At 46.3% G+C, this 23972-nt stretch carries 26 protein-coding genes; 16 read left to right on the top strand and 10 right to left on the bottom strand.

Annotation, left to right across the window (positions count from 1 at the left end):
- Window positions 1–47 precede the first annotated feature (47 nt).
- Together MOX91_RS05705 and MOX91_RS05700 are read right to left on the bottom strand one after the other, a co-directional pair.
- Window positions 48–911, bottom strand: a complete 864-nt coding sequence (locus tag MOX91_RS05705) for a YicC/YloC family endoribonuclease (RefSeq protein WP_370397120.1) — start codon at window positions 909–911, stop codon at window positions 48–50.
- 5 nt (window positions 912–916) lie between these two features.
- The gene (locus MOX91_RS05700; protein WP_370397119.1) at window positions 917–1795 is read right to left on the bottom strand and encodes a 5'-3' exonuclease; all 879 of its coding nucleotides are present in this window, start codon (window positions 1793–1795) and stop codon (window positions 917–919) included.
- Window positions 1796–1855: 60 nt separating this feature from the next.
- On the opposite strand from MOX91_RS05700, the gene MOX91_RS05695 reads away from it, so the two are divergent.
- A complete protein-coding gene (locus MOX91_RS05695; protein WP_370397118.1) occupies window positions 1856–2638 on the top strand; it encodes an MBL fold metallo-hydrolase in 783 nt (260 codons plus the stop codon).
- On the opposite strand, the gene MOX91_RS05690 is transcribed toward MOX91_RS05695, so the two are convergent.
- The 4 genes from MOX91_RS05690 to MOX91_RS05675 form a co-directional block, all read right to left on the bottom strand.
- Window positions 2635–3246: a 7-carboxy-7-deazaguanine synthase QueE gene (locus MOX91_RS05690; protein WP_370397117.1), complete on the bottom strand. Its 612-nt coding sequence runs from the start codon at window positions 3244–3246 to the stop codon at window positions 2635–2637. The two genes, MOX91_RS05695 and MOX91_RS05690, sit on opposite strands and share 4 nt — an antisense overlap.
- Before the next feature lies 1 nt (window position 3247).
- Window positions 3248–3685, bottom strand: coding sequence for a 6-pyruvoyl trahydropterin synthase family protein (locus MOX91_RS05685; RefSeq protein ID WP_370397116.1), 438 nt, complete (start codon window positions 3683–3685; stop codon window positions 3248–3250).
- Window positions 3682–5058, bottom strand: a complete 1377-nt coding sequence (locus MOX91_RS05680) for a M20/M25/M40 family metallo-hydrolase (protein ID WP_370397115.1) — start codon at window positions 5056–5058, stop codon at window positions 3682–3684. Before MOX91_RS05680 ends, MOX91_RS05685 begins: the two co-directional genes overlap by 4 nt.
- A gap of 80 nt (window positions 5059–5138) precedes the next feature.
- A complete protein-coding gene (locus MOX91_RS05675; RefSeq protein ID WP_370397114.1) occupies window positions 5139–5537 on the bottom strand; it encodes a DUF3568 family protein in 399 nt (132 codons plus the stop codon).
- 136 nt (window positions 5538–5673) lie between these two features.
- Between MOX91_RS05675 and leuS the strand changes: the two genes are divergently transcribed.
- From leuS to MOX91_RS05635, 8 genes are all read left to right on the top strand, one after another.
- Window positions 5674–8406 (top strand): leucine--tRNA ligase, encoded by a 2733-nt coding sequence (leuS, locus tag MOX91_RS05670; RefSeq protein WP_370397134.1) that lies wholly within the window; start codon window positions 5674–5676, stop codon window positions 8404–8406.
- Window positions 8406–9155 carry a hypothetical protein gene (locus MOX91_RS05665; protein ID WP_370397113.1) on the top strand — a complete coding sequence of 250 codons (750 nt, stop codon included), beginning with the start codon at window positions 8406–8408 and terminating at the stop codon, window positions 9153–9155. The genes leuS and MOX91_RS05665 overlap by 1 nt, the downstream gene beginning before the upstream one ends.
- A 1-nt stretch (window position 9156) precedes the next feature.
- Entirely contained in the window at window positions 9157–9999 is an 843-nt protein-coding gene (locus MOX91_RS05660) for an LpxI family protein (RefSeq protein ID WP_370397112.1), read from the top strand.
- Window positions 9996–10409 (top strand): SufE family protein, encoded by a 414-nt coding sequence (locus MOX91_RS05655; RefSeq protein ID WP_370397111.1) that lies wholly within the window; start codon window positions 9996–9998, stop codon window positions 10407–10409. The genes MOX91_RS05660 and MOX91_RS05655 overlap by 4 nt, the downstream gene beginning before the upstream one ends.
- Window positions 10409–11275: a UbiA-like polyprenyltransferase gene (locus tag MOX91_RS05650; protein ID WP_370397110.1), complete on the top strand. Its 867-nt coding sequence runs from the start codon at window positions 10409–10411 to the stop codon at window positions 11273–11275. The genes MOX91_RS05655 and MOX91_RS05650 overlap by 1 nt, the downstream gene beginning before the upstream one ends.
- Window positions 11272–11862, top strand: a complete 591-nt coding sequence (locus tag MOX91_RS05645; protein WP_370397109.1) for a UbiX family flavin prenyltransferase — start codon at window positions 11272–11274, stop codon at window positions 11860–11862. Before MOX91_RS05650 ends, MOX91_RS05645 begins: the two co-directional genes overlap by 4 nt.
- Window positions 11859–13616 carry a menaquinone biosynthesis decarboxylase gene (locus MOX91_RS05640; protein ID WP_370397108.1) on the top strand — a complete coding sequence of 586 codons (1758 nt, stop codon included), beginning with the start codon at window positions 11859–11861 and terminating at the stop codon, window positions 13614–13616. The genes MOX91_RS05645 and MOX91_RS05640 overlap by 4 nt, the downstream gene beginning before the upstream one ends.
- A gap of 80 nt (window positions 13617–13696) precedes the next feature.
- Window positions 13697–14242 (top strand): hypothetical protein, encoded by a 546-nt coding sequence (locus MOX91_RS05635; protein ID WP_370397107.1) that lies wholly within the window; start codon window positions 13697–13699, stop codon window positions 14240–14242.
- An 84-nt stretch (window positions 14243–14326) separates the two neighbouring features.
- Here the strand turns inward: MOX91_RS05635 and MOX91_RS05630 are convergent, their stop codons facing one another.
- Complete coding sequence (locus MOX91_RS05630) at window positions 14327–15061, bottom strand: hypothetical protein (RefSeq protein ID WP_370397106.1); 735 nt, start codon at window positions 15059–15061, stop codon at window positions 14327–14329.
- A gap of 231 nt (window positions 15062–15292) precedes the next feature.
- Between MOX91_RS05630 and MOX91_RS05625 the strand changes: the two genes are divergently transcribed.
- Window positions 15293–16372, top strand: coding sequence for a tyrosine-type recombinase/integrase (locus tag MOX91_RS05625; RefSeq protein ID WP_370397105.1), 1080 nt, complete (start codon window positions 15293–15295; stop codon window positions 16370–16372).
- A 73-nt stretch (window positions 16373–16445) separates the two neighbouring features.
- Window positions 16446–17105, top strand: coding sequence for a thiamine phosphate synthase (gene thiE / locus MOX91_RS05620; protein WP_370397104.1), 660 nt, complete (start codon window positions 16446–16448; stop codon window positions 17103–17105).
- A 72-nt stretch (window positions 17106–17177) separates the two neighbouring features.
- Here the strand turns inward: thiE and MOX91_RS05615 are convergent, their stop codons facing one another.
- Window positions 17178–18158: a glycosyltransferase family 2 protein gene (locus MOX91_RS05615; RefSeq protein WP_370397103.1), complete on the bottom strand. Its 981-nt coding sequence runs from the start codon at window positions 18156–18158 to the stop codon at window positions 17178–17180.
- A gap of 121 nt (window positions 18159–18279) precedes the next feature.
- Here MOX91_RS05615 and trhA point away from each other — a divergent pair, with 121 nt between their 5' ends.
- Window positions 18280–18945 (top strand): PAQR family membrane homeostasis protein TrhA, encoded by a 666-nt coding sequence (trhA, locus tag MOX91_RS05610; RefSeq protein WP_370397102.1) that lies wholly within the window; start codon window positions 18280–18282, stop codon window positions 18943–18945.
- Here the strand turns inward: trhA and MOX91_RS05605 are convergent.
- Window positions 18942–19718 (bottom strand): ABC transporter ATP-binding protein, encoded by a 777-nt coding sequence (locus tag MOX91_RS05605; RefSeq protein WP_370397101.1) that lies wholly within the window; start codon window positions 19716–19718, stop codon window positions 18942–18944. The genes trhA and MOX91_RS05605 overlap by 4 nt on opposite strands.
- Before the next feature lie 32 nt (window positions 19719–19750).
- Here MOX91_RS05605 and MOX91_RS05600 point away from each other — a divergent pair, with 32 nt between their 5' ends.
- From MOX91_RS05600 to MOX91_RS05585, 4 genes are read left to right on the top strand one after another with little or no spacing between them, the layout of a single operon-like run.
- Window positions 19751–20347: a Maf family protein gene (locus tag MOX91_RS05600; RefSeq protein ID WP_370397100.1), complete on the top strand. Its 597-nt coding sequence runs from the start codon at window positions 19751–19753 to the stop codon at window positions 20345–20347.
- 1 nt (window position 20348) lies between these two features.
- Complete coding sequence (locus MOX91_RS05595) at window positions 20349–21395, top strand: hypothetical protein (protein WP_370397099.1); 1047 nt, start codon at window positions 20349–20351, stop codon at window positions 21393–21395.
- Complete coding sequence (locus MOX91_RS05590) at window positions 21395–22198, top strand: RluA family pseudouridine synthase (protein ID WP_370397098.1); 804 nt, start codon at window positions 21395–21397, stop codon at window positions 22196–22198. Before MOX91_RS05595 ends, MOX91_RS05590 begins: the two co-directional genes overlap by 1 nt.
- Entirely contained in the window at window positions 22195–22983 is a 789-nt protein-coding gene (locus tag MOX91_RS05585) for a DUF1189 family protein (RefSeq protein WP_370397097.1), read from the top strand. Before MOX91_RS05590 ends, MOX91_RS05585 begins: the two co-directional genes overlap by 4 nt.
- Here MOX91_RS05585 and MOX91_RS05580 read toward each other — a convergent pair whose 3' ends face one another.
- Window positions 22984–23925: an L-threonylcarbamoyladenylate synthase gene (locus MOX91_RS05580; protein ID WP_370397096.1), complete on the bottom strand. Its 942-nt coding sequence runs from the start codon at window positions 23923–23925 to the stop codon at window positions 22984–22986.
- Window positions 23926–23972: the final 47 nt, after the last annotated feature.

The raw sequence follows: 23972 nt of genomic DNA, 5'->3' as shown, positions 1-23972 counted from the left end.
ATTGCCTTATTTGAATAAAAGAATGTTTTACAAAAAATATTTTAAAGCTACTCAACATTCTGAACTTGCTCTCTTATTCTCTCCAATTCGTTTTTAAATTCTATTGCGATTTTTGAGAGGGCAAGGTTGTTTGCCTTGCTTGCAATCGTATTTATTTCGCGCCCCATTTCCTGGCAGATGAAGTCCATCTTCCTTCCGTTGTTTTCCGAAGACGAAAGGCAGGTAAAAAACTGCGATATGTGGCTTTCAAGGCGGGTAATTTCCTCGCAAATGTCGCACTTGTCGGCAAAAATGGAAATCTCTTTCAAGACGCGCTCGTCCGTCAAGTCGAGTTCAAGACCCAAAGTTTTAAGCCTTGCCAAAAGGGCGTCGCGGTAAAGCAAAACCGTGTTCTTTGAATTTTCCCTGATTTGCGACACAAAGTTTTTAAGCAAATTCAATCGGCTTTCAAAGTCTGCTTTTAGAGACTCCCCTTCAGTTTCGCGCATTGAGTTTATACTGTTTAAAGCCTCGGTTAGAGAAGGCTCTATTTTATCCCAGTACTCTTTCCAGTCGGAAGGCGCGGACTCTTCCTGCAATTCGCGGGAGACTTCAAGCAAAGTTTCTATCGTCGGCTTAAATTCGACACCCAAAGCTTCACAGCCGCTCTTTATTTTTTGCATGGCAGACTTCAGGCTTTCAATGTCGAAAATCGCGCTTTGGGAAGTTTTTTTTATGTTGAACTTGACGCCGACATACACCTTGCCGCGCGTGAAAAACTCTTTGACTTTCCTTGAAATCTGCAATTCAGCCCCCTGCCAATCGCGAGGAAGTGCGCAGGAAATTTCAAGCCCCTTTCTGTTTACCGAAGATATGTCTATTGACGCGTCCCAATCCGCCGCGCCCGTTGTGGCGCGCCCAAAACCTGTCATGCTTTTCATAAACTTATTTGATACTGCTGTTTTGCAAAATTTTTAAAAGATACAACCGACCTTTTCATCTCCATTTTTTCCAGAAATTTTATTACGCCGTCAAAATCGGGAAGAGATGTTGAAATATCGCCCAAATCATAGTCGGTTTTAAGGCGCACAAGATTTAGGTTTCGCGAAAGAAGCGCGGAGCTTTCCGCAACTATTTTTTGGAACTTTTCGGGCTTCAACCAGCTTGCGCGCTTTACGATATTTTCAACCGAACCGAAGTCTTTTATCCATTTTGCGGCAGTCTTGGGTCCAACACCGTCTATGCCCCTGATGTTGTCGGCATTGTCTCCCACCAACGCCAAAAAATCGGGAATTTGAGATGCCAAAACGCCGAATTTAAGGCGCACGCCGACAGTGTCGATTTCCCGCCAACCAAGAGACGATTTAAGAGGCGGAAGCAGCTGGCGTATCCCCGGGCGTATGAGCTGAGCAAAGTCTTTGTCCGCGCTTACGATTGAAATTTTCGAGCCTTTCGCAAAAAGAAGCTCCGCCGCGCTCGCAAGCAAGTCGTCTGCTTCGATGCCGTTTTGGGATTTTACGAAAAACCCCAAGAGAGAGCAAAGCTCGCGTATCGGCTCGATTTGCATACGCATGGCGTCAGGCATTGCATCGCGGTTCGCCTTGTATTCGGGATAAATTTCGCGGTGCCTTGCAGAGCCGCCTTGGTCGAAAAATATGGCTGTCGCATGAGGGACGTCCATTGAAGAAAGCTTTATTATGCCCGCAAAAAACGCGTGAAGCGCGCCTGTCGGAAAGCCGTCCGAACGAGTCAATTCAGGCATTGCATAAAACGCCCGAAAGCACATATTATATCCGTCTATCAAAAAATAATCCATTTGTCTTTATACGGTTGCAATTATTTTGAGATTTTACAATTTTTAAAGGCAAAAATTTTTATGACAGACACTTTTTTTAAAATCATTGCAAGCTCAAGCCAAGGCAACTGCGCTTTCCTAAAAGCGAAAGACACAAAGATATTGGTCGATGCGGGAATAAGCCCGAGAAGGATAAAAAATGCCCTGCATGAAATAAATCTGACTCTGGAAGAAATCGACGCGATTTTCATAACCCACGAACATTCTGACCACTGCAAAGCCCTTTTAACGCTGCCCAACATTGAAAACCTCACGGTTTTTGCAAGCGAAACGACATACGAAACGATAGCGTACAGGTACGAAAAAACTCAAAAGTTGAGATGGAAAGTTTTTTCGGCGGGACAGAGTTTCGCATTCAAAAACATAAAAGTATCCACTTGCGCAATGCCGCACGACGCCAGCGAATGCGTGGCATACAAGTTCGACTTCAACCAAAAAAGCATTGCCTTCATAACCGACTTGGGAAAACCCACGATAAGCGCAAAAGAGCTTGCAAAATCCGCAAACGTCCTTGTTTTGGAAAGCAACTACTGCCCTGTGATGCTGCAAAATTCAAACCGCTCCGCGCATTTAAAACAGCGCATTTCAGGCTCGCACGGGCACCTTTCAAACGCGGACGCAATTTCCATTTTAAGCGAGCTCGACCCCGATTTTGTGGAACATATTTACTTGGGGCACGTTTCGAGGGAATGCAATACTGTCGAGCACATAAAAGAGCTTATACAAGTTTTGCCGCAAAAGCTTCTAAGCAAAATCGAAGTCGTAAATCCGTTTGAAGCGGACTGCGCACCCTTTGCGCGTTAAATTGCGCCAAAACACTTGTGCAGTTGCCAGCCCGCGCGAAGTGGAGAGCCGTAAAGCTTCACCGTCTCGCAAATCGAGTTTAAAAGCTCCGCGTCGCGCGACTTTGAAAATTCGGGCGTTATGAAAACCGCCTTTTTGCCCCGCAAATAACCACCGAATTTTTCAAGATAAAGCGAGATTTCATCTTCGCTTGAAACTATGAATTTAAGCTCGTCGGCGGCTTCAAGATAGCTCTCGTGCGTATGGCTGTGCAGCTTGGGGCTTAGGGTAATCCAGTCCGCTTCAATGTTTTTTGGCATATAGCCTGAAGTTTCAATATGGACTTTTATTCCCCTTTCGTGAAATGCGTCTATCAATTCTTGCAAGGGATGGATTGTCGGCTCGCCGCCTGTAATCACCGCAAAGTCGCACGAAGAAAGGGACGCCTCGTTTGCAATTTCATCGGAAGAAAGCGAAAGATTGGGCTTTCCCGTCCATGAGTTTTTGGTGTCGCACCACGGGCATTTTACGGGGCAGCCGAAAAGGCGCACAAAATACGCGCCTGCTCCCGCATACAGACCCTCGCCCTGAATTGAATAAAAAGTTTCGACTATCGGATAAACAGCCATTTTACGAATTTTTACCGTAGGCAGTTGCCGAATTTTTTTTGTCTTCGCTTACTTCAAGCTTGCAGACCCAAACCCTGCCGTTTGAGTTTTTGCGCACGAGAGAATCGAAAACTTCCAAAAGATGCCGTGCAAGCCCCTCGCAAGAGCAGGAATCGACTTCGTAAACATTCCACGCTTCGGGAGCGGCTGAAACAAGCTTGTCTTTCAGCGGGTCGGAACTTGCCAAAACACAGGCGTGATCGAGATGCAAATCAATCCATTCCTTTAAAAATTTCAACTTTCCAAAATCGACCACAAAGCCATTTTCATCGAGGTTTTCACAGGCGAAAGTCACAAAAATATCCCAGTTGTGCCCGTGCACAAAAGAGCAATGCCCGTCATGCAAGTGCTGGCGGTGGGCAAAGGGAATGTCGAAATATTTTTTCGTGCAGGTAATCATTTTGAAATCCTTTCAAAAAGAGCTTCGTAATAATTTAACGCGCGCTCCATCATCGTCAAAGAAAAAGATTCGTTTGGCGCGTGCAAATTGTCAAGCGGTGAAAAAAGCCCCGTCATTACGCTGTCAAGCCCCGTTTCCTTTTTTAGAAGGCTAAGAAGAGGAATGCTTGCGCCCTCGCGCAAAAATATTGGGGGATTTCCGAAGTTTTGCTTTACGCAGTCTTCAACCGCCCCGAAGATTTTGCCGAGTTTTTCCGGGTACGGATTGGGCGCGCCCTCGCGGTTTGGCGGAATTACGCAGTAGGCGTCGCCAATGCCGTCGGGTTCTGAGACTTCCGCCACAACGCCCTTCGGACAGCGTTCGATAATCGCCTTTTTAACAAGCTCGTAAATTTTGCGCCCGTTCTGGTCTGGAACAAGGCGGATTGAAATTTTGCAAAACGCCTCGGAAGGGATTACCGACTTGTTGCCCTCGCCCTGATAGCCTCCGCCAATTCCCGTAAACTCCAATGCGGGCAAAAGCCTCAACGCTTCGGACGGCTTCAAATCGCCCTGCTTTATAAGCGAATTTACGCCGAGGCTTTCCATAATTTTTTCCTCGTTAAACGGATAGCGGGCAATGTCGCGTTTTTCCCAGTCGTAAATTGGCAAAACTTCGTCGTAAAAACCGTCTATGTCAACAAGCCCGTCTTTGTGCAGGCTTGCGCAGACTTCCGCCATTGCCTGAATCGGGTTTAACACCGCGCCGCCAAACATTCCCGAATGGATGTCGGAATTCGGACCCCTGAACTTGACATCGAAAGCCAGAACGCCGCGCAGACCGGTTGTTATGACTATCTGTGAATCAGACGCGCTTGAAGTGTCGCTTAGCAAAATCGCGTCGTAAGAAGACAGCTTTTCCTTGCGGCTTTTTATAAATTCAGGCATTGAAGGGCTTGAAATTTCCTCTTCACCCTCAATCATCAAGGCGATGTCAACAGGGGCTTCCGGATTTTTTTCAAGAAAACGCATAAGCCCGCCGAAAAGGCACATAAAAGGACCTTTGTTGTCGGCAGAGCCCCTGCCCCAAAGCCTTCCGTTTTCGACGGCAGGCTCGAAAGGAGGCTTGTTCCATTTTTCAATCGGGTCAATGGGTTGCACGTCATAGTGCCCGTAGCAGAGAATGCGGATTTTTGCGGGAGTTTTTGAATTTCGCTCCGCCCAAATAATCGGATGCAAACTTGTTTTCACAAGTTCTGTTTCAAAACCCAAAGATGCGATTTTTTCAGAAAACACCCGCGCGCACCTCGCTACTTCCCCCGCATAATTTGCGTCAGCGGAAATGCTCGGTATTTTCAAAAGCTCCTGTACAAATTCCAATGGATTAAACGGCATAAAAAAAACAGTTGAGGTTGAAAATAAAAGCGGATGCCGTATCGGACCCGCTTCAAGCCAAAAAGGAAATATCTCGCGGCTTAATACACGCCCGAATCGCGGCATTTGCTTGCAATCGCGTTAAATATGCTCTGGCAAACATAAAGCTCGGAATCGCTAACAGAAACAGACACTTCAACCATGTTGTTGCCGATGTCCTTTATTGAGACATCAACCCTTCTGTCGTCAGGCATGCGCGCGCGGATTTTGTTTTTCAGGGGGTTTTTGGTGATTTCGCCCGTGCGCATATAGCCGCGATCGTCCAAAGTCGCGCTTGCGGCGGCAAAGACTTTTGCAACGCTGCCGTTGATTTTTCCCGTAAGCTCGCCCATTTGGTAGACTGCCACGTTGCTTGCGGCAGATTCGACGTTAATCTGCGTCTTGCAACCGAAAACCAAAAGCGAAGCCGAAATTGCGCTGAGTAAAAAAATCTTTTTCATACTTTTATAAGAATTTCAAAAAATTTTTTTATTGCAACTATTTTTTGGCGGGCGTCAAAAAAATATGATTTAAAACTGTTTGACCTTACGCCAAAAAACGCCATAGTTAAATTTTTACAAAATGGAATATTGCACTATGGAAAACAGCTCCGCAGAATACGACTTTTTAAATATTGAAAAACGCTGGCAGAATTATTGGGACGCCAACAAAACATTCAAGGCAAACCTCGACACTTCCCGCCCCAAATATTATATTTTGGACATGTTTCCATACCCCTCGGGAGCAGGACTTCACATCGGGCACCCGGAAGGCTACACCGCAAGCGACATCTTGGCGCGATACAAGCGCGCAAAGGGCTTCAACGTCCTCCACCCCATGGGCTGGGACGCATTCGGGCTTCCGGCAGAACAGTATGCCCTCAAAACGGGAACGCACCCCGCAACCACGACAAAAAAGAACATAGACAATTTCCGCCGCCAGATAAAATCCATAGGATTCGGCATCGACTGGGACAGGGAAATAAACACGACAGACGAAAATTACTTTAAATGGACGCAGTGGATTTTCTTAAAGCTCTTTGAAAAAGGCTTGGCGTACGTCGATGAAAAACCCGTGTGGTGGTGTCCGAAACTCGGCACGGTCTTGGCGAACGAAGAGGTAATCGACGGCAAAAGCGAAGTCGGAAAGCACCCCGTTGAACGCCGCAAGTTGCGCCAGTGGGTCTTGAAAATCACAGCTTATGCCGACAAGCTTTTGGCGGGGCTTAAAGACCTCGACTGGCCCGATTCAACAAAACGCTTGCAAGCAAACTGGATTGGACGCTCCGAAGGCGCGGAGGTCGAATTTAAAATCAAGGGCTTTGACGAGAAGCTTAAAATTTTCACGACGCGCCCCGACACTCTCTATGGCGTCACCTACATGGTAATCGCCCCCGAACACCCCCTCGTCCAAAAGCTCACGACCGAAGAAAACAAAGCGGCGGTCGCCGAATACATCAAAAAATCGGCGTCAAAGAGCGATTTGGATAGAACAGACCTTGCAAAGGACAAAAGCGGCGTATTTTCAGGCTCGTACGCAATAAATCCGCTCACAAACAAAGAAGTCCCGATTTGGATTGCAGACTATGTTTTGATGAGCTACGGCACGGGCGCAATCATGGCCGTTCCCGCGCATGACGACCGCGACTACGACTTCGCGGTAAAATACAACCTGCCCGTAATCAGGGTAATCGACAAAAAGGACGAAAACGGAAACGACATTCCCCTGCCCTTCACTGACGTGGGCAAAATGGTAAATTCCGAACAATGGGACGGCACGGACTCTTTGGAAGGCAAGAAGAAAATAACCGCATTCCTCGAAGAAAAAGGCTGCGGCAAGATGTCCGTAAACTACAAGCTAAGAGACTGGCTCTTCTCGCGCCAGCGTTATTGGGGCGAACCATTCCCGATTTTGTGGGTCGAAGAAGACGCATACATAAAAGCGGCTCAAAACGGATACAAGGGGCTTCCCCAAAATCCAGTAAGCTACGTTTCAGACGAAGGCAAAAAACTTTTCGCGCTTCCAATATTGGAAAAATTCCTGCCGCTCACTCTTCCTAAAATAGAGACATACGCGCCGTCAGGCACGGGAGAAAGCCCCCTTGCGCACGCTTCGGAATGGCTTAATGTCTGTGTCAACATAAAAACAGGCGAAACAGTGCCCTCATCGCAAAAGCCCGAAGGCGACGACTGGTTCAACGCCCGCCGCGAGACAAACACAATGCCGCAATGGGCGGGCTCATGCTGGTACTATCTGCGCTATTGCGACCCGAAAAACACGGAAGCGTTGATTTCGGAAGAAGCGGAAAACTACTGGGGCACGCCCGACTTTTATATCGGCGGAGCGGAGCATGCGGTTTTGCACCTTTTGTACGCCCGTTTTTGGCACAAGGTTCTTTACGACTGCGGAGTGGTAAAAACAAGCGAGCCTTTCAAAAAACTCTTCCACCAGGGCATAATTTTGGGTCAGCTCGAATACACCGCCTACAAAAACAAAAACGGAGAATTTGTAAGTGCCGACAAGCTTTCGGGCGATGAAGAAACCGTAAAGCTTTCCGAAGACCAAGTCGTAAAGCAGGGCGCGGGATTTGTGTTGAAGTCAAACCCGCAAATATCAGTTGACGCGCGCTCGTTTAAGATGTCAAAAAGCCGCGGCAACGTTGTAAACCCCGACGAAATAATCGAACGTTACGGCGCGGATTCCCTGCGCCTTTACGAAATGTTCTTGGGGCCTTTGGAAGATTCCAAGCCGTGGAACACAAGCGGAATTGAAGGCGTTTCGCGCTTTCTTAAAAAGATTTGGAGGGAATACGTCGAACGCGACGGGACGATTTCAAAGAAAATCGAATGCGGCGCAAAAGACTCCGAAGAATTCCTTAAAGTCTTAAACGAAACCATTAAAAAAGTTTCATCCGACATCGAAAGCTTGCGCTTCAACACGGCAATTTCGCAGATGATGATTTGCTTAAACGCCCTTCAAAAAGAGGAAAAGATTTCCGCTGAAAGCGCAAAAAAATTCATACAGCTTGTCGCGCCGTTTGCGCCGCACATTGCGGAAGAAATTTGGGCAAAGTTCGGCGAAAAAACCTCAATAACGCTCGCCCCCTTCCCCGAATGCGACGAGTCTTTACTGCACACCAACACCGTAAAAATCGCGGTGCAGGTAAACGGAAAATTGCGCGCTGAAATGCAAATTTCAAAGGACACAAACAAAGAAGACGCCTTGGACATGGCAAAGTCGCTTGACGGCGTAAAAAGACACATCGAGGGCAAGCAGATTGTTAAGGAAATTTACGTCCCCGCAAAAATCATAAACATCGTGGCAAAATAATGAAAAAGCTTTTTGCAATACTGCCTGTTTTCCTCGCCCTTCCTATTTCAGCAGAAGCCGAAAACGGTCTTATGTTTGTGCGCACCCTCAGGGGAAATGCGGAAATTTCCGCGCAAAGCGCAAAAATAAAACAGGGAGAATTGGCGGTTGCAAAAGATGCAAAAATCTCCGCAAGCTCAGAGGGATTTGCAAGCGTAGCGTTTTCAAACTATTCGTCCTGCATGGTTCTTTCGGGCAAAGTTTCGATTGAAAAATTCGAACAAGAAAAAGTGCAAACGGCAAGCCTTCCGCTCTACTCTGAAATGGAATCCTCAAACATTGTATTTGCCATCGACGAGGGAGAGGCGGTTTTTGCAAGGGGCGAATTCCGCCCCGCAAGCTCGTTTAAAATCAAGACGAAATTCGGAACAATAGAGCCTGTCGGAAACAACATAAAAATCAAAACCGACGGCTCAACCCTCACCGTGCGCGCATACGACGCCGCAATAAGGTATTCAAAGCCCGATTCAAACGATAGGGAATACATACCTATCGGCTACGAATTGGTTTGTTTTTTTGAAAACGGAGAGTTAAAAGCCGAAAAAAAGCAAAGTTCAATATCGCAAAAAGCAAGCCTCAAATCAGAGGCAGGCTCAGCTTCCGACGTCTTTAAAACCACAGAATTTTACCGCGGCGAAGACGGAAAAATTTGCGTAAGAAGAATAGCGTTCAAAGAATTTTTCATACGGACGCGCGACCCGATAAGATAATATGAGCCTTTCAAAATTCCTCCCCGAAGATTTCGACGAAAACGCGGTCATAGAACTGATTGCGGGCAAAGGAGTTTACCCCGGCGAAACTTTGCGAAAACTGCGCAGGCACAACTTAAACGTAAAGCTTATCGCAATCGAAGGCGAAACCGAAGACGACCTATACAACCAATTTTCCGAAGAAGACAGGGCAAGGGCAAATGTAGGTCAGCTTGGGAGACTTCTAAAATACACAAAGAAATTCGGCGCAAAATACGCCATAATGGCAGGACAAGTTACGCCAAAAAAACTTTTTAAGGGGCTTGTCCCCGACTTAAAAGCATTGACAATATTGGCAACCCTTAAAGAGCGCAATGCCGAAACAATTTTCGGGGCAATAGCAAACGAGCTTGAAAAAGTCGGTTGCAAACTTCTCGATGCGCGCTCTTTTTTGGATGAACAAATAGCAGCGCATGGTTTTATCTGCGGCAGAAAATGGAATGTCGAAGAGCGACATCTTTTGCACGGCTTAAAGATTGCCCATGAATGCGCAAGGCTTGACATCGGGCAGTCGTGCGTTGTTTCCAGAGGAAGCGTGCTTGCGGTTGAAGCATGGGAAGGCACAGACAAAATGCTGGAGCGCGCGGGTTCTTTCGAGGCAAAAGACAGCCTCTTTGTAAAGACGGTAAAGCCAAACCAAGACTACCGCTTCGACGTTCCCGTAATCGGGGAGCGCACCATCAGAAAGCTCGCCGCCTCAAATATTTTAAACGCGGCGATTGAAGCAGGCAGTGTGATAATCTTGGAGCCTGAAAAAACATTGGAGCTTGCAAACAAACACGGCATAAAAATTTTTGGAATATGAGCATAGTTGAACAAAGAAAAGATGAACTGCGCGAAGAATTCGGCTTTTTTGAAAGCCCCGAAGAACGCTTTGAATACATCATTTCAAAAACAAAAAATAAAGAAGGGCTTGCCGAAGAGTTCAAAAGCGAAAAATATCTCGTGAGGGGATGCGTTTCGAACCTGTGGCTTGTGCCGTCATTTGAAGAAGGCAAATGCGCCTTTAAAACCGACGCCGACTCAATAATCACCAAGGGTATTGCCTCGCTGGTTTCAGAAATGTACAGCGGTCTTTCTCCGCAGGAAATTTTGGATTTTGACTGCGCGTTTTTATCCGAAATCGGCATAGAGCAGTACCTCTCGCCAAACAGGCGCAACGGGCTTTCCAAGCTTTGCGAAAAAATCACTGATTTTGCAAAATCAAAAATTTAATGAGACTTACCCGCAATTTTTTTGAATACGCAGAAATGATAAAGCTCGGGCATACGCTTTTTGCCCTGCCCTATGCGCTTGCGGGATTTTTGCTCGCCTGTTTTTCGGGATTCGGATTTTCGCCGGTAAAACTTTTTTGGATTGTGCTTGCGTTTTTCGGGGCGCGCAGCGCGGCAATGGGCTTTAACAGGATTGCCGACGCTAAATTCGACGCAGAAAATCCGCGGACAAAAAACCGCTCCATTCCCGCAGGCAGAATAACAAAAGCTTCCGCGCTCATATTTGTCGCATTTTCCGCAATCGTAATGATAGTTTCCGCAAGAATGCTAAACGAGCTTTGCTTCTGGCTGTCATTTCCCGCGCTAATCGTCCTTTTAGGATACTCCTACTGCAAGCGATTTACGAGCTTGTGCCACTTTGTTTTGGGATTAGCCCTGTCGCTCGCGCCTGCGGGGGCATGGTGCGCCGCAAGCGGCAAGTTTTCATTTTCGATAATTTTTATTTCGCTTGCCCTGCTGTTTCAAATAGCCGCATTCGATGTCCTCTACGCCCTGCAAGACGAAGACTTTGACACATCTAAAAAACTCCATTCAATACCGGCGCTCTTCGGCAGGCAAAAATCCATAATGGCAAGCTCTGCAATGCTGCTTTTATCCATTGTGTTTTTATATTTGACAGGCACGGCGTTTTCGCTCGGAAAAATTTTTTACGCAATCTGCGCCGCAATTTTGGCACTGTACGTTTTGGCGATTTTGATTTTCATTAAGTCGGGCATTAAAAAAATCGACTTGGTTTTCTTCTACATAAATGCGCTATGCTCGTTTTTAACCCTTGCGGCAGTCGCACTCGGAGGCCTTTTCAAATGACGGGTAAAAAAATCGCGGTCGGAATTTGCGGTGCTTCCGGAATGCCATATGCAAGGCGTCTAATGGAAGTCCTTGCGGAAAGCGGCGCGTCCGTTTACGCGTCGGCAAGCTCGGCGGCAAAACCGATTTTTAAAAGCGAACTCGGCATTGAATTTCAAGATTTTGCAAACGCGCTTTCGCAAAAATTCCCAAGTGTAAAATTTTTTGACGACTTCGATTTCTCAGCGCCGATTGCAAGCGGCTCGTTTTACTTCGACGCAATGGCGATATGCCCCTGCTCGATGAAAACGCTCTCGCGCATTGCCACAGCCACGGGAGACAATCTGATTTGCAGGGCGGCAGATGTCGCGCTTAAAGAAAGGCGCAAGCTCGTGCTTGTCGCGCGGGAAACTCCGCTTTCGCTAATCCACCTCCGCAACATGGTTTCCGTAACGGAGGCGGGAGCCGTGGTTCTCCCCGCCTGCCCTGCATTCTATTTTAAGGAAAACACCGTTAAGGAACTCGTTGATTTTGTGGTTGCGCGGACGCTTTCCGCAATGGGAATTAAGCAAAACTTGACAGCCCAATGGGGCGAAAAATACCAATGAAAAAATCTTATAAAAATCTGGCGGAATTTATCCGCGCGCTTGAAGACGCGGGAGAGCTAAAAAGGGTGCGCGAAGAAGTTTCAAGCGAAATTGAGATTTCAAAAATCACAGACGCAGAATCCAAAAAGCCAGGCGGCGGCAAAGCCCTTCTTTTTGAGCGCGTGAAAAATTCCGAATTTCCCGCCGCCACAAACCTATTTGGAAGCGACAAGAGAATGTCGATGGCTCTCGGCGTAAAAAACCTCGCAAGCTCAGGCGATGAAATAGCGGAGCTTACCCGCCTATCCCCTCCGCGCACATTCGGGGAAATTTTCGATGCCGCAAAAAAGCTATTGCCGATGCTTAGAATTTTGCCGTCCAAATTCAGGGGGAAAACCGCCCCTTGCCAGGAAGTCGTAAAAATCGGCGAAGATGTCGATTTAAACGAAATTCCTATACTAAAATGCTGGCCAAAAGACGCGGGTAAGTTCGTGACGCTGCCGCTCGTATTCACAAAGTCTCCCGACGGCAAAACAAGAAACCTCGGCATGTATCGCCTGCAAGTTTTCGACAAAAACACGACAGGCATGCACTGGCACATCCATAAAGACGGCGCGCACTTCTTCCACGAATACAAAAAGCTCGGCAGGCGGATGGAAGTCGCCGTCGCAATCGGGGCGGATCCGAGTGTGATTTACGCCGCAACCGCACCGCTTCCGCGCGGAATAGACGAGCTTATGCTCGCGGGATTTTTCCGAAAAAAGCCCGTAAAAATGGTAAAATGCAAAACCATAGACATGGAAGTTCCAGCAGAGGCGGAGTTTGTTTTGGAAGGATATGTCGATCCTTGCGAACTGCGCCTTGAAGGTCCGTTCGGCGACCATACGGGCTACTACTCGCTGGCAGATATGTACCCCGTTTTCCACGTCAAGGCGATAACAAGGCGCGAAAAGCCGATTTACTGCGCAACTCTTGTCGGTCCCCCGCCAATGGAAGACTGCTACATGGCAAAGGCTACCGAAAGAATTTTTCTTCCCCTCTTAAAAACGATATTCCCCGAAATCGAAGACTATTTTCTGCCTTGGGAAGGCGTATTCCACAACATCGCGATTGTTTCAATCAAAAAAGAATACCCCGCACAAGCAAAACGCCTGATTAGCGGGCTTTGGGGACAGGGGCAAATGAGCTTTTGCAAGGGCGTCGTGGTTGTCGATGAAGACGTAAATCCGTCGAATTTAAGCGAAGTATGGAAAATTTTTACCGAGCGTTTCGACAAAGACCGCGACCTTGTAATATCGCAAGGCGTGCTCGATGTTCTCGATCACTCCGCGCCCAATCCTCTCTTCGGCTCAAAAATCGGCATTGACTTGACAAGGGGAATCAAAGGCGAACCACAACGAGGCAAAAACAAATTCCCCCAAATGCCAAATGTTCAAGACATAGCAAAAGAAATCGGCGCGGAAGCGGAAGACATTTTTGCGACAAAAAATTTCTGCGCAATCGCAATCGAAAAAGCCGATTTTTCGGGAATGGCAATTTTGAAGGAATTTGCAAGCTCGCCAATGTTTAAGGCATTTGCGGCAGTGGCGATTTTCGACAAGGGGATTGAAATCGCAAACGCTTCTAAACTGCTATGGAAGATTTTTAACAACGTCGATCCGTCGCGCGATATTTTCTTTGCCGAAAAAACCGCATTTATCGACGCCTGCAAAAAAAATGCCGCAGACGGGCATAATCGCGAATGGCCCGAAGACCTAAGCTTTGACACTGAATAAATATTATTGAAAAAGCATAATGAATATGCTCTTATAAAAGGGAAGTAGAAACCGATTTATAATCGCAAGCATAATAAAATATGGAAGAAGCATACCAAAAAACGACCGACTATTTGGAAAAAACATTGCAAACTGCAAAAGACCTTTGGGATAAGCCCTATGTAAAGGAATTTTTGCTGGTAGTTGTTGCCATATTGATTCTTCTTGTGATAATTTTAAAAATCCGCAAACGCTTCACGCCGATAAAACTTTTCAACAACTCCGCGGGAATTGTCAGCGTAACTCCAAGCGCATTAAACGAACTCGTCCAAAGCGTGTGCTACTCAATCGGGACGACAAACCGCCCGAGCGTAAAAATCTACGAAAGACGCGGACGCCTCTGCATGCAGGTGGCAATCAAACTTGAAATGGGGCAAAAACTCGCGGACGTCTCGGCAATCTTGCAGGACGAATTAACTAACGCCTGCCGTGAACATCTCGGCGTTGAAAAACTCGGCAGAATAGACGTAAAAATCAAGGGGTTTAAAGGGGTTCTTAAAAAGTCCCCGCGCGAAGACGCGCAAAAAGAGGAAGAGCCAACCGACAAAAAAGAAGGAATAAACGACCCTTTCTCCCCGATAAAATAAAACATTTAAATCCCGACGGCACAAAACGGCGCAAGAGGAAACTCCCCTTGCGCCGTTTTTGCCTTATTTATCCCAATAAAAAATCTACTTTCTTCTGCGATACACTGCAACCGCAAGCGCAATCGCCCCGAAAATTACCGCATATGCGGATGGTTCCGGAACGTTGGTTGTTACGCTGAGATAAGGAACTACTGAAACCCCATCTACCAACTCGGTTGAAGATGGCGCATAGAAGGTCAACAGACGAGAATGATCCTTTTCAGATCCGAATTTCTCGAAACCGAAAACCGCATAATCGTAGCCATTCCCTAAGTCAGAAATAATTGACGAACTCACATCAATCGAATTCCAACCTATACTCATTGTCGATGAATTTGCGATTTCTGTCGATCCGCTAAGTTTCTGCGCCGCATCGCCTGTCGGGACTACACTTTGAACATCAAGGTGTTTGAAGCTTGCAGGTGAGGACGTGGCGTCATTCAATTCTTTTATATAAAAATTGAATGAAATTGCGGTTATTGTAGATACATCGATACCCGACAATGAAGAAAGGTCTATTTGTATATACGCATCGCGTTGCTCAAAATACCTATCTGCACCACCGTAATACTCGTATAGGTTTTTTACTTCAACCAAATTATTGGCATTGGAATACAACCAACCGCTATTTTCGTCTTTGCCACCAGAATATTGAGTTCTGTTATACCACCAATATCCGACATTAGTTGTCGAAAGTTCGACTTTGTATTCATTGGCAAACACTGAACCTGCAAAAGAAACCAATGCAAGCGCAGATAATAATATTTCTTTCAATTTCATATGAATTTCCTTTTTCTAAAAATAATAATTTAAAAGTTAGTATTATAAATACGGTATATATTTCCATTCTACAATATCTTGAATAATAACAAACTTCTAAATATAGACAATTCCTCAAACTTCCAAACTAAGCATATTCAAAATGTTAAATTCGATTTTATTAATTCGCTTATTTCAAGAACTTCAAAAGTTTTTTTGCAATTTTAGTTTGACATAAGTATTTATAATACGATGGACACTACATTAAGCTCAGTTATGGAAGTTTTGGGGAAGGCGGAGGTTTCGGCTCTCGATTCGGCAAGGTTTGTCAGGAATATTTTAGACGCAAAGCCAAGTGATAGCAAATTGACCGACGCACAGTTTGTTTTGAAGGTCATTGAAGTCGGCTTGCGCCATATCCGCACAAAAGAAATGTCCTTTGCAGAAGGCTTTAAGCTTTACTACGAAACAAAGAAAAAAACTTTGCGTCCGGATTCTTTAAGGGACATCAGGTATTTAGGAAATCGCCTGATGCGTTCAAATCCCCAACTTGCCAACCGCAACTTTTCGGAACTGACAGTCTCCGATTGCGAAGAGTTGATAAATGCGGCGTTTCATACCCCGAGTCAATTCAAGCGAAGCGCGAATGAGATTTCGCCGCAGGCGAAAGACCCGAAGGGCGAGGCGGCTCACGAAGTGAGCGCGAGTCAATTCAACAAGGCGCGGACTATGTTACACGCGATATTTGAATTTGCCATTCGCAGGGAGTGGTGCGACAAAAACCCCATAAAGCGAATCGAACGCAGGAAAGTAATCGAAAAGGAAATCCAGCCTCTGAAACTATCCGAAACAAAGCGGTTAATCAAAAACGCCCAGCGCGAAAGTCCCAAATACGCCGTCGTTGCCGCGCTCTTGATTTACGCGGGAATTCGTCCGCGCGAAGTCCGCAGGCTCTCCTGGCGCGACATAGATACCGAAGAAAAGACAATCACCGTCCGCTCGCAATGCTCAAAGACAGGCGGCGTCCGCCATGTGGAAATATCCCCTGTTCTAAACAGCCTTTTGATTGTCAACAAAACCGAAAACCATTCACCAGTTTGCCCTGCGGATTGGCAACGCCGCTGGCGTAAAATCAGGGATAATTCAGGATTCAAGGGGCATTGGGTGCAAGACGTATTAAGACATACCTACGCAAGCTACTTTGCGAAAAGATACTCCGACCTCCCGCGACTCCAGCTCAATATGGGACACCGCGACCTATCCCTCCTCCGCTCCCGATACGTCAATATGCAAAGCATCTCCAAAACCGACGCCAAAGAGTTCTTCGACTGATTTTATGCTTGAAAGAAACCATAGGTAAATACGACAATGCTATCTTTGAAATTATTATTTTTGAAAAGGTAAAATGGATTTGAAGCAAAAGTTAAGGGAGTCGGTTTTTTACGGCATTTTGGATACGGGATATGTCGCAAAAGACATGATGTTTGAAAAATGCAAGCAGTTAATTGATGGCGGGTGTGGGCTAATACAGCTTCGCGCAAAAAAAGAAACCCATTTGGAGCGCGAAAAAATTGCTGAGGAAATACTGCCGCTTTTCCGCTCTGAAAACGCCCCCATATTCATCATTAACGATGACATCGAGCTTGCAATGCAAATTGACATTGCGGGGCTTCACATTGGTCAAGACGACATGCCCCCTGAAATGGCGCGGGAGTTTCTTGGAAAAAACAAAGTTTTGGGGCTTTCGACGCACTCGATTGAACAAGCCAAAAATGCCGACACCCTCTCCGACATTCTCGACTACTTTGCGGTGGGTCCTCTGTTTGCAACCCAAACCAAGCCCGGCAGAATTCCCGTGGGCTTGGAGCTTGCAAGCGAAGTCAAGGCAATGCGCCCAAAGCTTCCGTGGTTTTGCATTGGCGGGGTAAATTTAAACACGGTGGAAAGTGTTGCGAAGTCGGGAGCCGAAAGAATTGTCGCGGTCTCCGACGTTTTAAAGCCCGAAGACACCGCCAGTGCCGTCCGCGAGCTGACTCAAAAATTTTTGCATCACAAAACAGCTTAGAAAAATCATAATAAAGCGCAAAAAAAAGTGGCACCGAAAAATTTTTCGATGCCGCTTTATTATAGATTGATATTAGAAGTTTTGTTTTTTTATGATGTATATTGGTCTTCTTTTTGTCTCCAAGTACAATTTTGCGATGTACTGCCCTATCACGCCAAGGCACAGAAGTTGTAATCCGCTCAAAAACAAAATTATGCATACCAAAGAAGACCAGCCCTCAATTGAGTTGTGAAAAATAAGCTGCCTTATAACGACAAAAACGATTGCAACCGATGAAAGCATGCAAAATGCAAGCCCAATCAGGCTTGCCAAGGCAAGCGGAAGCGTCGAAAAAGCCAAAATGCCGTCGAGCGCGTAAAAGAAAAGCCTTGCAAGCGACCACTTTGTGTTGCCCGCGCAACGGTGCACGTTTTCAAAAGCAATGCGCTTTGTCTTAAAGCCGACCCACTCGTAAATTCCTTTGGTAAAGCGGTTGTTTTCGGGCAAAGACAAAACTGCATCGACAACATTGCGCTTCATGAGCCTGAAATCGCGCGCGCCCGCAACGAGCTTCACCTCGGAAAGCCTGTTTATGACCTTGTAAAACATGTCGGAAACAAAAGAGCGGAATTTGCCCTCTCCGCGCCTGTCGGACCTGCTCGTTGCCGCGCAGTCGTAGCCTTCAAGCAAAATTGCCTCGTACATCTGCGGCAAAAGAGACGGAGGGTCTTGCAAGTCGGCGTCCATTATCGCGACAAAATCGCCCTTTGCATTTTCAAGCCCCGCGTAAATCGCCGCCTCTTTGCCGAAATTGCGCGAAAACGATATATAGCGTATGCGCGAATCTTCTTTGGCAAGTTCGCAGATAACTTCAAAAGTCGAATCTTGGGAGCCGTCGTCAATCAAGATAAGCTCGAAGTTCGGCTTTCCCATCTCGTCCATAACGCGCAAGAACTCGCGGTAAAAAAGCGGCAGCGCATCCTCTTCGTTAAAGCAGGGCACAATGAAAGAAGAGAGCTTGCCTTGCAGTTTTTCCAAAATTAAAGACTTTGAAGAGTTATCTGAAATATCCATGCCAAATAAACTGTTTTTTTTAATATATTTAAAAATTTTCCTTAAAGTCAATATATTTGATTGCATTGAAACAGAGATTGCTCTACTAAAAAAGCGTCAAAAACAAATCGGGTATTTTAAAATGAAAAACATCATGCAAAAGACAGCCGCGGCATATTCGCGAACCGAAGAAATTTGGTCGGCGTCGATACACGGAATCGGAATTGCGTTCGGAGTGGCGTCAGTCGCCATTTTAGCGACTTTTTCAGCTATTTACCAAGACGCCTGGGCGATTGTCGGAACTTCGATTTTCGGGGCGTCAATAATACTGTTATACACTGCTTCAACGCTATACCATGCGGCAAGCAATGCCAACAGAAAGCGCGCATTAAAGAAATTCGACCACATTTCAATATACTACCTGATAGCAGGCTCTTACACTCCGTTTTTGTTCGTAAACATAAAGGGCGCGCTCGGCTGGACGATTTTCGGCATTATCTGGGGGCTTGCGATAATAGGAACCACAATGAAGCTTTGCACCGACACAAACGGAACCAAGGCTTGGTCGATAGCTCTTTACATGGGAATGGGCTGGCTTATTATCGGCGTAATTTGGAAGCTTATAATGGTTATGCCTCTTTCAGGCATAGTGTTTCTCGCGCTCGGTGGGCTTTCCTACACGGTTGGAGTCGCCTTTTATGTTCAGAAGAAAAAGGCATTCTCGCACGCGATTTGGCACGGCTTCGTGCTAATGGGAACAGTGTTCCACTTCTTCGCCGTGCTTTTTTCGTGCGCCTTGATAGGTTAAGAGATTTTAAGGGAAAACCTGCCGTTTCTGCGACTTACCTTGCAGTCAGCCCCGTACGCTTCGCTTAAAACGGAGCTTGTCACTACGTCTCCGATTTTGCCGCTTGCAAGGACTTCGCCGTCTCTTATCACCATCGCGTTTGTAAACGAAGGCGGGATTTCCTCTACATAGTGCGTCGCCAAAACGATTGCGGGGATTTTTTTCGACTCCGATATTTTTTCCATAAAGCCCACGAAGTTGTCGCGCGCCACCGGGTCAAGCCCCGTGCAAGGCTCGTCCAAAAACATTACGGTGGGATTTACCATCAGAGAGCGGGCAATCTGCACCTTCTGCCTTTCGCCCTGAGAAAGCTGGCTCCAACGGGAAGCCGCAAGATGAAACACTCCCAGCTCCTTCATTTTGCGAACCGCCTTTTGGCAAACTTTTTCGTCGGCAGTACCCCAAAAATTTATCATTGCAAATTCGCCGCTTACCACAATTTCAAGCGCAGTTTCGGAGGTCTGGATTTTTCTGTTTATGTTTGCCGAAACTATTGCGATTTTTTCGCGCACCCTCTGCCATTCGCATTCAGAATACGTTTTTCCGTCAACTGTCATTATGCCCGAACTTGGAACTTCATATCCGCAGATAACGGAAAGAAGGCTCGTCTTGCCGGCGCCGTTTGCGCCCAAAAGTGCCCAGCGTTCGCCTTTTTCAACTTGCCAGCTTATTGATTTTAAAATTTCCTTGTCTTTTATAAATGACAAATTTTGTATATCCAAAATCTTTTTCATCGTTTTTCCAAAAAGGATAGAATTTTCAAAAAATGAAAGGCGTTTACAAGCAAATTATACTGGCGTCGGCATCGCCGAGGCGGAAAGAGCTCATGCAAAAGCACGGCTTCGACTTTATTGCAGAGCCTTCGGGCGCGCAGGAAGGCAATTCTTCGGAAGACTGCCTTAAAACGGCTCTTTCAAACGCGAAATTAAAGGCAATGGAAATCGCCGAAAAATATCCTAAAAACGTTGTTTTGGGCGCGGACACAATCGTTGTCTTGGACGGAAAGCTCTTCGGCAAGCCGAAAGACTTGAAAGATGCCAAAGAGATGCTTAACGCCTTGCAAGGGCGCACGCACAGCGTGTTTACTGCAATCGCAATCATATTGAAAAGCGAAAACATTTTTAAAACCGCCGCAGAAGAAAGCCGCGTAAGCTTCAAAAAAATGGATTTGCAAGATATTGAAAACTACCTGCAAAAAGTAAATGTTTTGGACAAGGCGGGAGCTTACGCCGCCCAAGAATTCGGGGAGCTTATAATAGAAAAAATAGACGGAGACTTTGAAAACGTCATGGGACTTCCCTGTTCTTTGTTAAAAAATGAACTCGGCAGGATTTTCGGCTCATTCAAAATATTTTTGAAATAACATGCAAAAAACATTTGAAAAAAAGCCCTTCGGCTCTTCAAAGACGGATTTTAGAACCGCCTTTGTTTCAATGTTTATGGCAATTCTTATCCATATTTTGATTTTGGAATTTGTACCGCACAGTTTTTCGCTAATGGCAAACGAAACAGACGCCGACGACGATTTCGACATGGAATTTGAACCTCCTGAAATAGAAAGCGTTATCCCGCAGTTTATCGAAGCCAACCCCGCCGCAAACGACGACGCCCCGAAAGACACCCCGTTTGAATCTTTCAAAAACCAAACAGCGGCGCAGGAAAAAGCGGAAGAAGCCGACAATTCAAACCTGCCTAAAACAGACGGCGGAAACGACGACTCAAACAAAATTGTTTCGGGCAACCTGCAAAACGAAGTTTTAAGCCAAAGCCCCGAATCGGTTTTTGAGACGCTCGAACGCCCGCTCGTAAACCCAAGCCAACAATCCCAAACAAACCCAAAGGATTTTTCGGAACAAACGCCCCCTGCGGCGCAAAATGAAAACACGCCGCCTGAAATTTTCGACGATAAAGACACCTTGCCTGCGTCGAACATAGCAGAGGAAATAACTCCCCAAGAAACGCCACAAAACGCCCCTTTGCAGGAAGAAGAGCCCTTGCCGATGCCAAAGCCACGCCCCCACCTTTCCCTTCAAACCGCCGCGGGCCCGCTAAGAAAGAACAATCTAAACGCAAACGCGGTGGGGCTTACGGCAGTCGATTCGCGTTTCAGCGAATTTGGGGCTTACGAACAGAGAATGACGGAAGCAGTAGCAAGGCAGTGGTATTTGCTTGCATCAATGCAAAACCTTTCAAGCGAAGCGGGCACGCAGGTCGTGGTTGAATTTTTCTTAAACACAAGCGGAGAAATCACGTCAATAAAAATTCTTTTCAACTCCTCCACAACCACCGGGAAAACTCTGTGCGAACAGGCAATACTTTCAACCGCGCCCTACGGAAAATGGACGCCTGAAATGATTGCAGTTTTAGGCTCGCAAGACCAATCCGTAAAGTTTACATTTTATTATCGATAATGGATATTAGAGATTTCATAGATAAAATTCCTTTTGCAAGAAAGGCGCAAGCAGTAGCGTTCGACCCCTGCGGGCTAATCGCGATTTCAAAGGGAAGCGGAATAATGTCGCATCCAAATCCCAATCCGAAAGACAATATGACGCCGTCCATTCTGCGAGCAAAGTACAACTTTAAAGAAGAATACTTTTCTTGGAAAGCGGAAGGTTGCGAAGAAAATCTGCATCTTTACCTCATAAACAGGCTCGACTCCCCCACTTCGGGCATAATGTTGGCTTCGGCAAACAAAGAGCTTGCCGCGGAGCTGAAAAAGGCGTTCAAGGAAAAAAGCGCAAAAAAAACCTACTATGCAATCTGCGTCGGAAGACCTTTCGGCAAAGAGGGCGAATGGAACGATTTTTTAGACATAAAAAGATTCGGAAATTTCGTGCGCGGCAAAACAGGCGGAGGAACGCGCGCAATCACGCGCTTTGCCTTTGAAAGAATAGACGAAAACAAGCTTATGCTATCTTTAATGCGGCTTGAACCGAAAACGGGAAGGACACACCAGCTTAGAATTCAATGCGCTTCGCACAAGCTTCCGATTTTGGGAGACGAAACTTACGGAGATTTTGAAGCAAACCGCAGGCTTCGCCGCCTTGCGGGGGCAAAACGCATGTATTTGCACTGCGCAAAAACAGAAGTCGAATTTGAATTTAACGGCAAAAAAATAAATTTCTGCGCGGAAGACAAGCTGCCTCAATCCTTCAAAGACATAATTGAATTTAACGGAGAAATTCTCATAAAAAAAATGGGCAAAATATGATATCTCTTCTATGGAAATGCTTTTACGACGCAAATGCGTACAATTTGGTTTTGAAAACATGGAAGTTCAAAACCGTAATTTATTTCTTTTTCATATCGCTAATAGCGTCTTTTTTTGCGGATTTGAGTTCAATCCCCTACTTGTATAAATTTTTAAGCGAAGAGGCTGATACAATATCTTCGCAAATTCCAAATTGCAAAATAACGGAAAGCGGAATCGACCTTCAAAGCGAAAATCCCGTTTATGTAAAGCTTTCAAGCGGCAAGGATTTCATTGGCTTTACATCGGGTTTTATTCCGCCTGAAAAGCTTGAAAACCTGCTGTTTGCCTTTGAAAAGAGCTGGATAAGCTTCAACTTAAACGGAGATTTTGAAAAGAGGGTTCCCTACTCGGAAGTTTTGCAATACTATAAAAGCGTCTATCCCGAAAAGACGGAAATTGCGATAAACCCCGATTCCGCTCTCGGATTTATCGAGTACTTGAAAGCTGCCGCGCTCTTTGCATTTCCCGTTTTCAACTTTGTATTTGCAATTATGTCAAGCGCGCTAATGCTGCTTTCGGTGACAATTCCAACCTATATTCTTTCCATCAATGCAATGCCCGACATAAAAATTTCGGGAGCTGTGAAAATCGCGCTTGTCGCCTCCACTCCCGCCATAATTTTATCGGCAGCGGGCGGACTTTTAACGAATATCGGAAGCTTTGTATTTGCGATGCTAAGCTTTGTCATTGTCTGGAAAATGATGCGCCGCATTGCGCTTTTGAGGCTTCAAGAAATGGAATAATCACTTGGCGGCGGCTCTGCCCAACCTGTCGTTTACTGCTTCGCCAATGCCACTATCAGGCAGTTTTTGGCAGTAGATTGTGCTAAAAGAGCCGTCGAGATTTCTTAGCAAGTCGAACAAATTTCGCGCAGCCTCCCGCTCGTCTCCGCTTTCGCTTAGCCAAAATTCGCCCTTTCGGGGATTTTGCGGACGCTTGAAAAACACCCTTGCCGAACCGCTTTCAAACTCGCATTCGCCTTCAAAAAGTACTACCTTCGCCTTTGGGCTGTAATGGGTTTTTAACATGCCCGGGGCTGTGGGATGCGCGGGATTTTTGTCTTTCGGGTCGATAAGCGCACGCCCCAAAACGCGCTCTATTTCACTTCTTGGAACAGGCCCCGGGCGTAAAAGCATAGGTCGGTCTTCATCGACAAGCATGACTATTGTCGATTCCACCCCGCACTCGCAACTCCCGCCATCAATAATAGCGTCGATTTTGCTGCCAAGCTGGGCTTCCACATGCCGCGCTTTCGTGGGGCTTACATAACCGAAAGGGTTTGCGCTCGGAGCTGAAAGCGGAACTTTTACCTCAGCCATAAACCTGCGCATTACAGAATGGGACGGCATTCGCACGGCAACGGTAGGCTTGCCCGCGCTAACGATTCCGGGCACGCAGTCTCTCTTTTTCAATACGAAAGTTATGGGGCCGGGACAAAACGCGTCGTAAAGCCTGCGGGCTGAAAGATTGGGAACCGCTATTTTTTCAAGAGCCTCAAAATCCAAAACGTGGGCAATCAAAGGGTCTATAAACGGACGCCCCTTTGCCTCGAAAATCTTGCGCACGGCATCGGCGTTTAGCGCGTTTGCCGCAAGCCCGTAAACTGTCTCCGTCGGAAGCGCGACAATGCCGCCCGCCAAAATAATTCCGGCGGCTCTTTTCAAAGAGGCGTCTGACGAGTCCAAAACCATTAAAACAAAAAGGCGACCGAAGCCGCCCAAAAGAATAAATC

This window comes from Intestinicryptomonas porci (assembly GCF_033971905.1).
Lineage (GTDB): Bacteria > Verrucomicrobiota > Verrucomicrobiia > Opitutales > Intestinicryptomonadaceae > Intestinicryptomonas > Intestinicryptomonas porci.
This window is presented reverse-complemented; position numbering and strand designations above follow the sequence as displayed.

Excerpts from the sequence above, each read along its gene's own strand:
- MOX91_RS05705 (WP_370397120.1), bottom strand. The coding sequence starts at position 911 with ATGACAGGTTTTGGGCGCGCCACAACGGGCGCGGCGGATTGGGACGCG.
- MOX91_RS05700 (WP_370397119.1), bottom strand. The coding sequence starts at position 1,795 with ATGGATTATTTTTTGATAGACGGATATAATATGTGCTTTCGGGCGTTT.
- MOX91_RS05695 (WP_370397118.1), top strand. The coding sequence starts at position 1,856 with ATGACAGACACTTTTTTTAAAATCATTGCAAGCTCAAGCCAAGGCAAC.
- MOX91_RS05690 (WP_370397117.1), bottom strand. The coding sequence starts at position 3,246 with ATGGCTGTTTATCCGATAGTCGAAACTTTTTATTCAATTCAGGGCGAG.
- MOX91_RS05685 (WP_370397116.1), bottom strand. The coding sequence starts at position 3,685 with ATGATTACCTGCACGAAAAAATATTTCGACATTCCCTTTGCCCACCGC.
- MOX91_RS05680 (WP_370397115.1), bottom strand. The coding sequence starts at position 5,058 with ATGCCGTTTAATCCATTGGAATTTGTACAGGAGCTTTTGAAAATACCG.
- MOX91_RS05675 (WP_370397114.1), bottom strand. The coding sequence starts at position 5,537 with ATGAAAAAGATTTTTTTACTCAGCGCAATTTCGGCTTCGCTTTTGGTT.
- leuS (WP_370397134.1), top strand. The coding sequence starts at position 5,674 with ATGGAAAACAGCTCCGCAGAATACGACTTTTTAAATATTGAAAAACGC.
- MOX91_RS05665 (WP_370397113.1), top strand. The coding sequence starts at position 8,406 with ATGAAAAAGCTTTTTGCAATACTGCCTGTTTTCCTCGCCCTTCCTATT.
- MOX91_RS05660 (WP_370397112.1), top strand. The coding sequence starts at position 9,157 with ATGAGCCTTTCAAAATTCCTCCCCGAAGATTTCGACGAAAACGCGGTC.
- MOX91_RS05655 (WP_370397111.1), top strand. The coding sequence starts at position 9,996 with ATGAGCATAGTTGAACAAAGAAAAGATGAACTGCGCGAAGAATTCGGC.
- MOX91_RS05650 (WP_370397110.1), top strand. The coding sequence starts at position 10,409 with ATGAGACTTACCCGCAATTTTTTTGAATACGCAGAAATGATAAAGCTC.
- MOX91_RS05645 (WP_370397109.1), top strand. The coding sequence starts at position 11,272 with ATGACGGGTAAAAAAATCGCGGTCGGAATTTGCGGTGCTTCCGGAATG.
- MOX91_RS05640 (WP_370397108.1), top strand. The coding sequence starts at position 11,859 with ATGAAAAAATCTTATAAAAATCTGGCGGAATTTATCCGCGCGCTTGAA.
- MOX91_RS05635 (WP_370397107.1), top strand. The coding sequence starts at position 13,697 with ATGGAAGAAGCATACCAAAAAACGACCGACTATTTGGAAAAAACATTG.
- MOX91_RS05630 (WP_370397106.1), bottom strand. The coding sequence starts at position 15,061 with ATGAAATTGAAAGAAATATTATTATCTGCGCTTGCATTGGTTTCTTTT.
- MOX91_RS05625 (WP_370397105.1), top strand. The coding sequence starts at position 15,293 with ATGGACACTACATTAAGCTCAGTTATGGAAGTTTTGGGGAAGGCGGAG.
- thiE (WP_370397104.1), top strand. The coding sequence starts at position 16,446 with ATGGATTTGAAGCAAAAGTTAAGGGAGTCGGTTTTTTACGGCATTTTG.
- MOX91_RS05615 (WP_370397103.1), bottom strand. The coding sequence starts at position 18,158 with ATGGATATTTCAGATAACTCTTCAAAGTCTTTAATTTTGGAAAAACTG.
- trhA (WP_370397102.1), top strand. The coding sequence starts at position 18,280 with ATGAAAAACATCATGCAAAAGACAGCCGCGGCATATTCGCGAACCGAA.
- MOX91_RS05605 (WP_370397101.1), bottom strand. The coding sequence starts at position 19,718 with ATGAAAAAGATTTTGGATATACAAAATTTGTCATTTATAAAAGACAAG.
- MOX91_RS05600 (WP_370397100.1), top strand. The coding sequence starts at position 19,751 with ATGAAAGGCGTTTACAAGCAAATTATACTGGCGTCGGCATCGCCGAGG.
- MOX91_RS05595 (WP_370397099.1), top strand. The coding sequence starts at position 20,349 with ATGCAAAAAACATTTGAAAAAAAGCCCTTCGGCTCTTCAAAGACGGAT.
- MOX91_RS05590 (WP_370397098.1), top strand. The coding sequence starts at position 21,395 with ATGGATATTAGAGATTTCATAGATAAAATTCCTTTTGCAAGAAAGGCG.
- MOX91_RS05585 (WP_370397097.1), top strand. The coding sequence starts at position 22,195 with ATGATATCTCTTCTATGGAAATGCTTTTACGACGCAAATGCGTACAAT.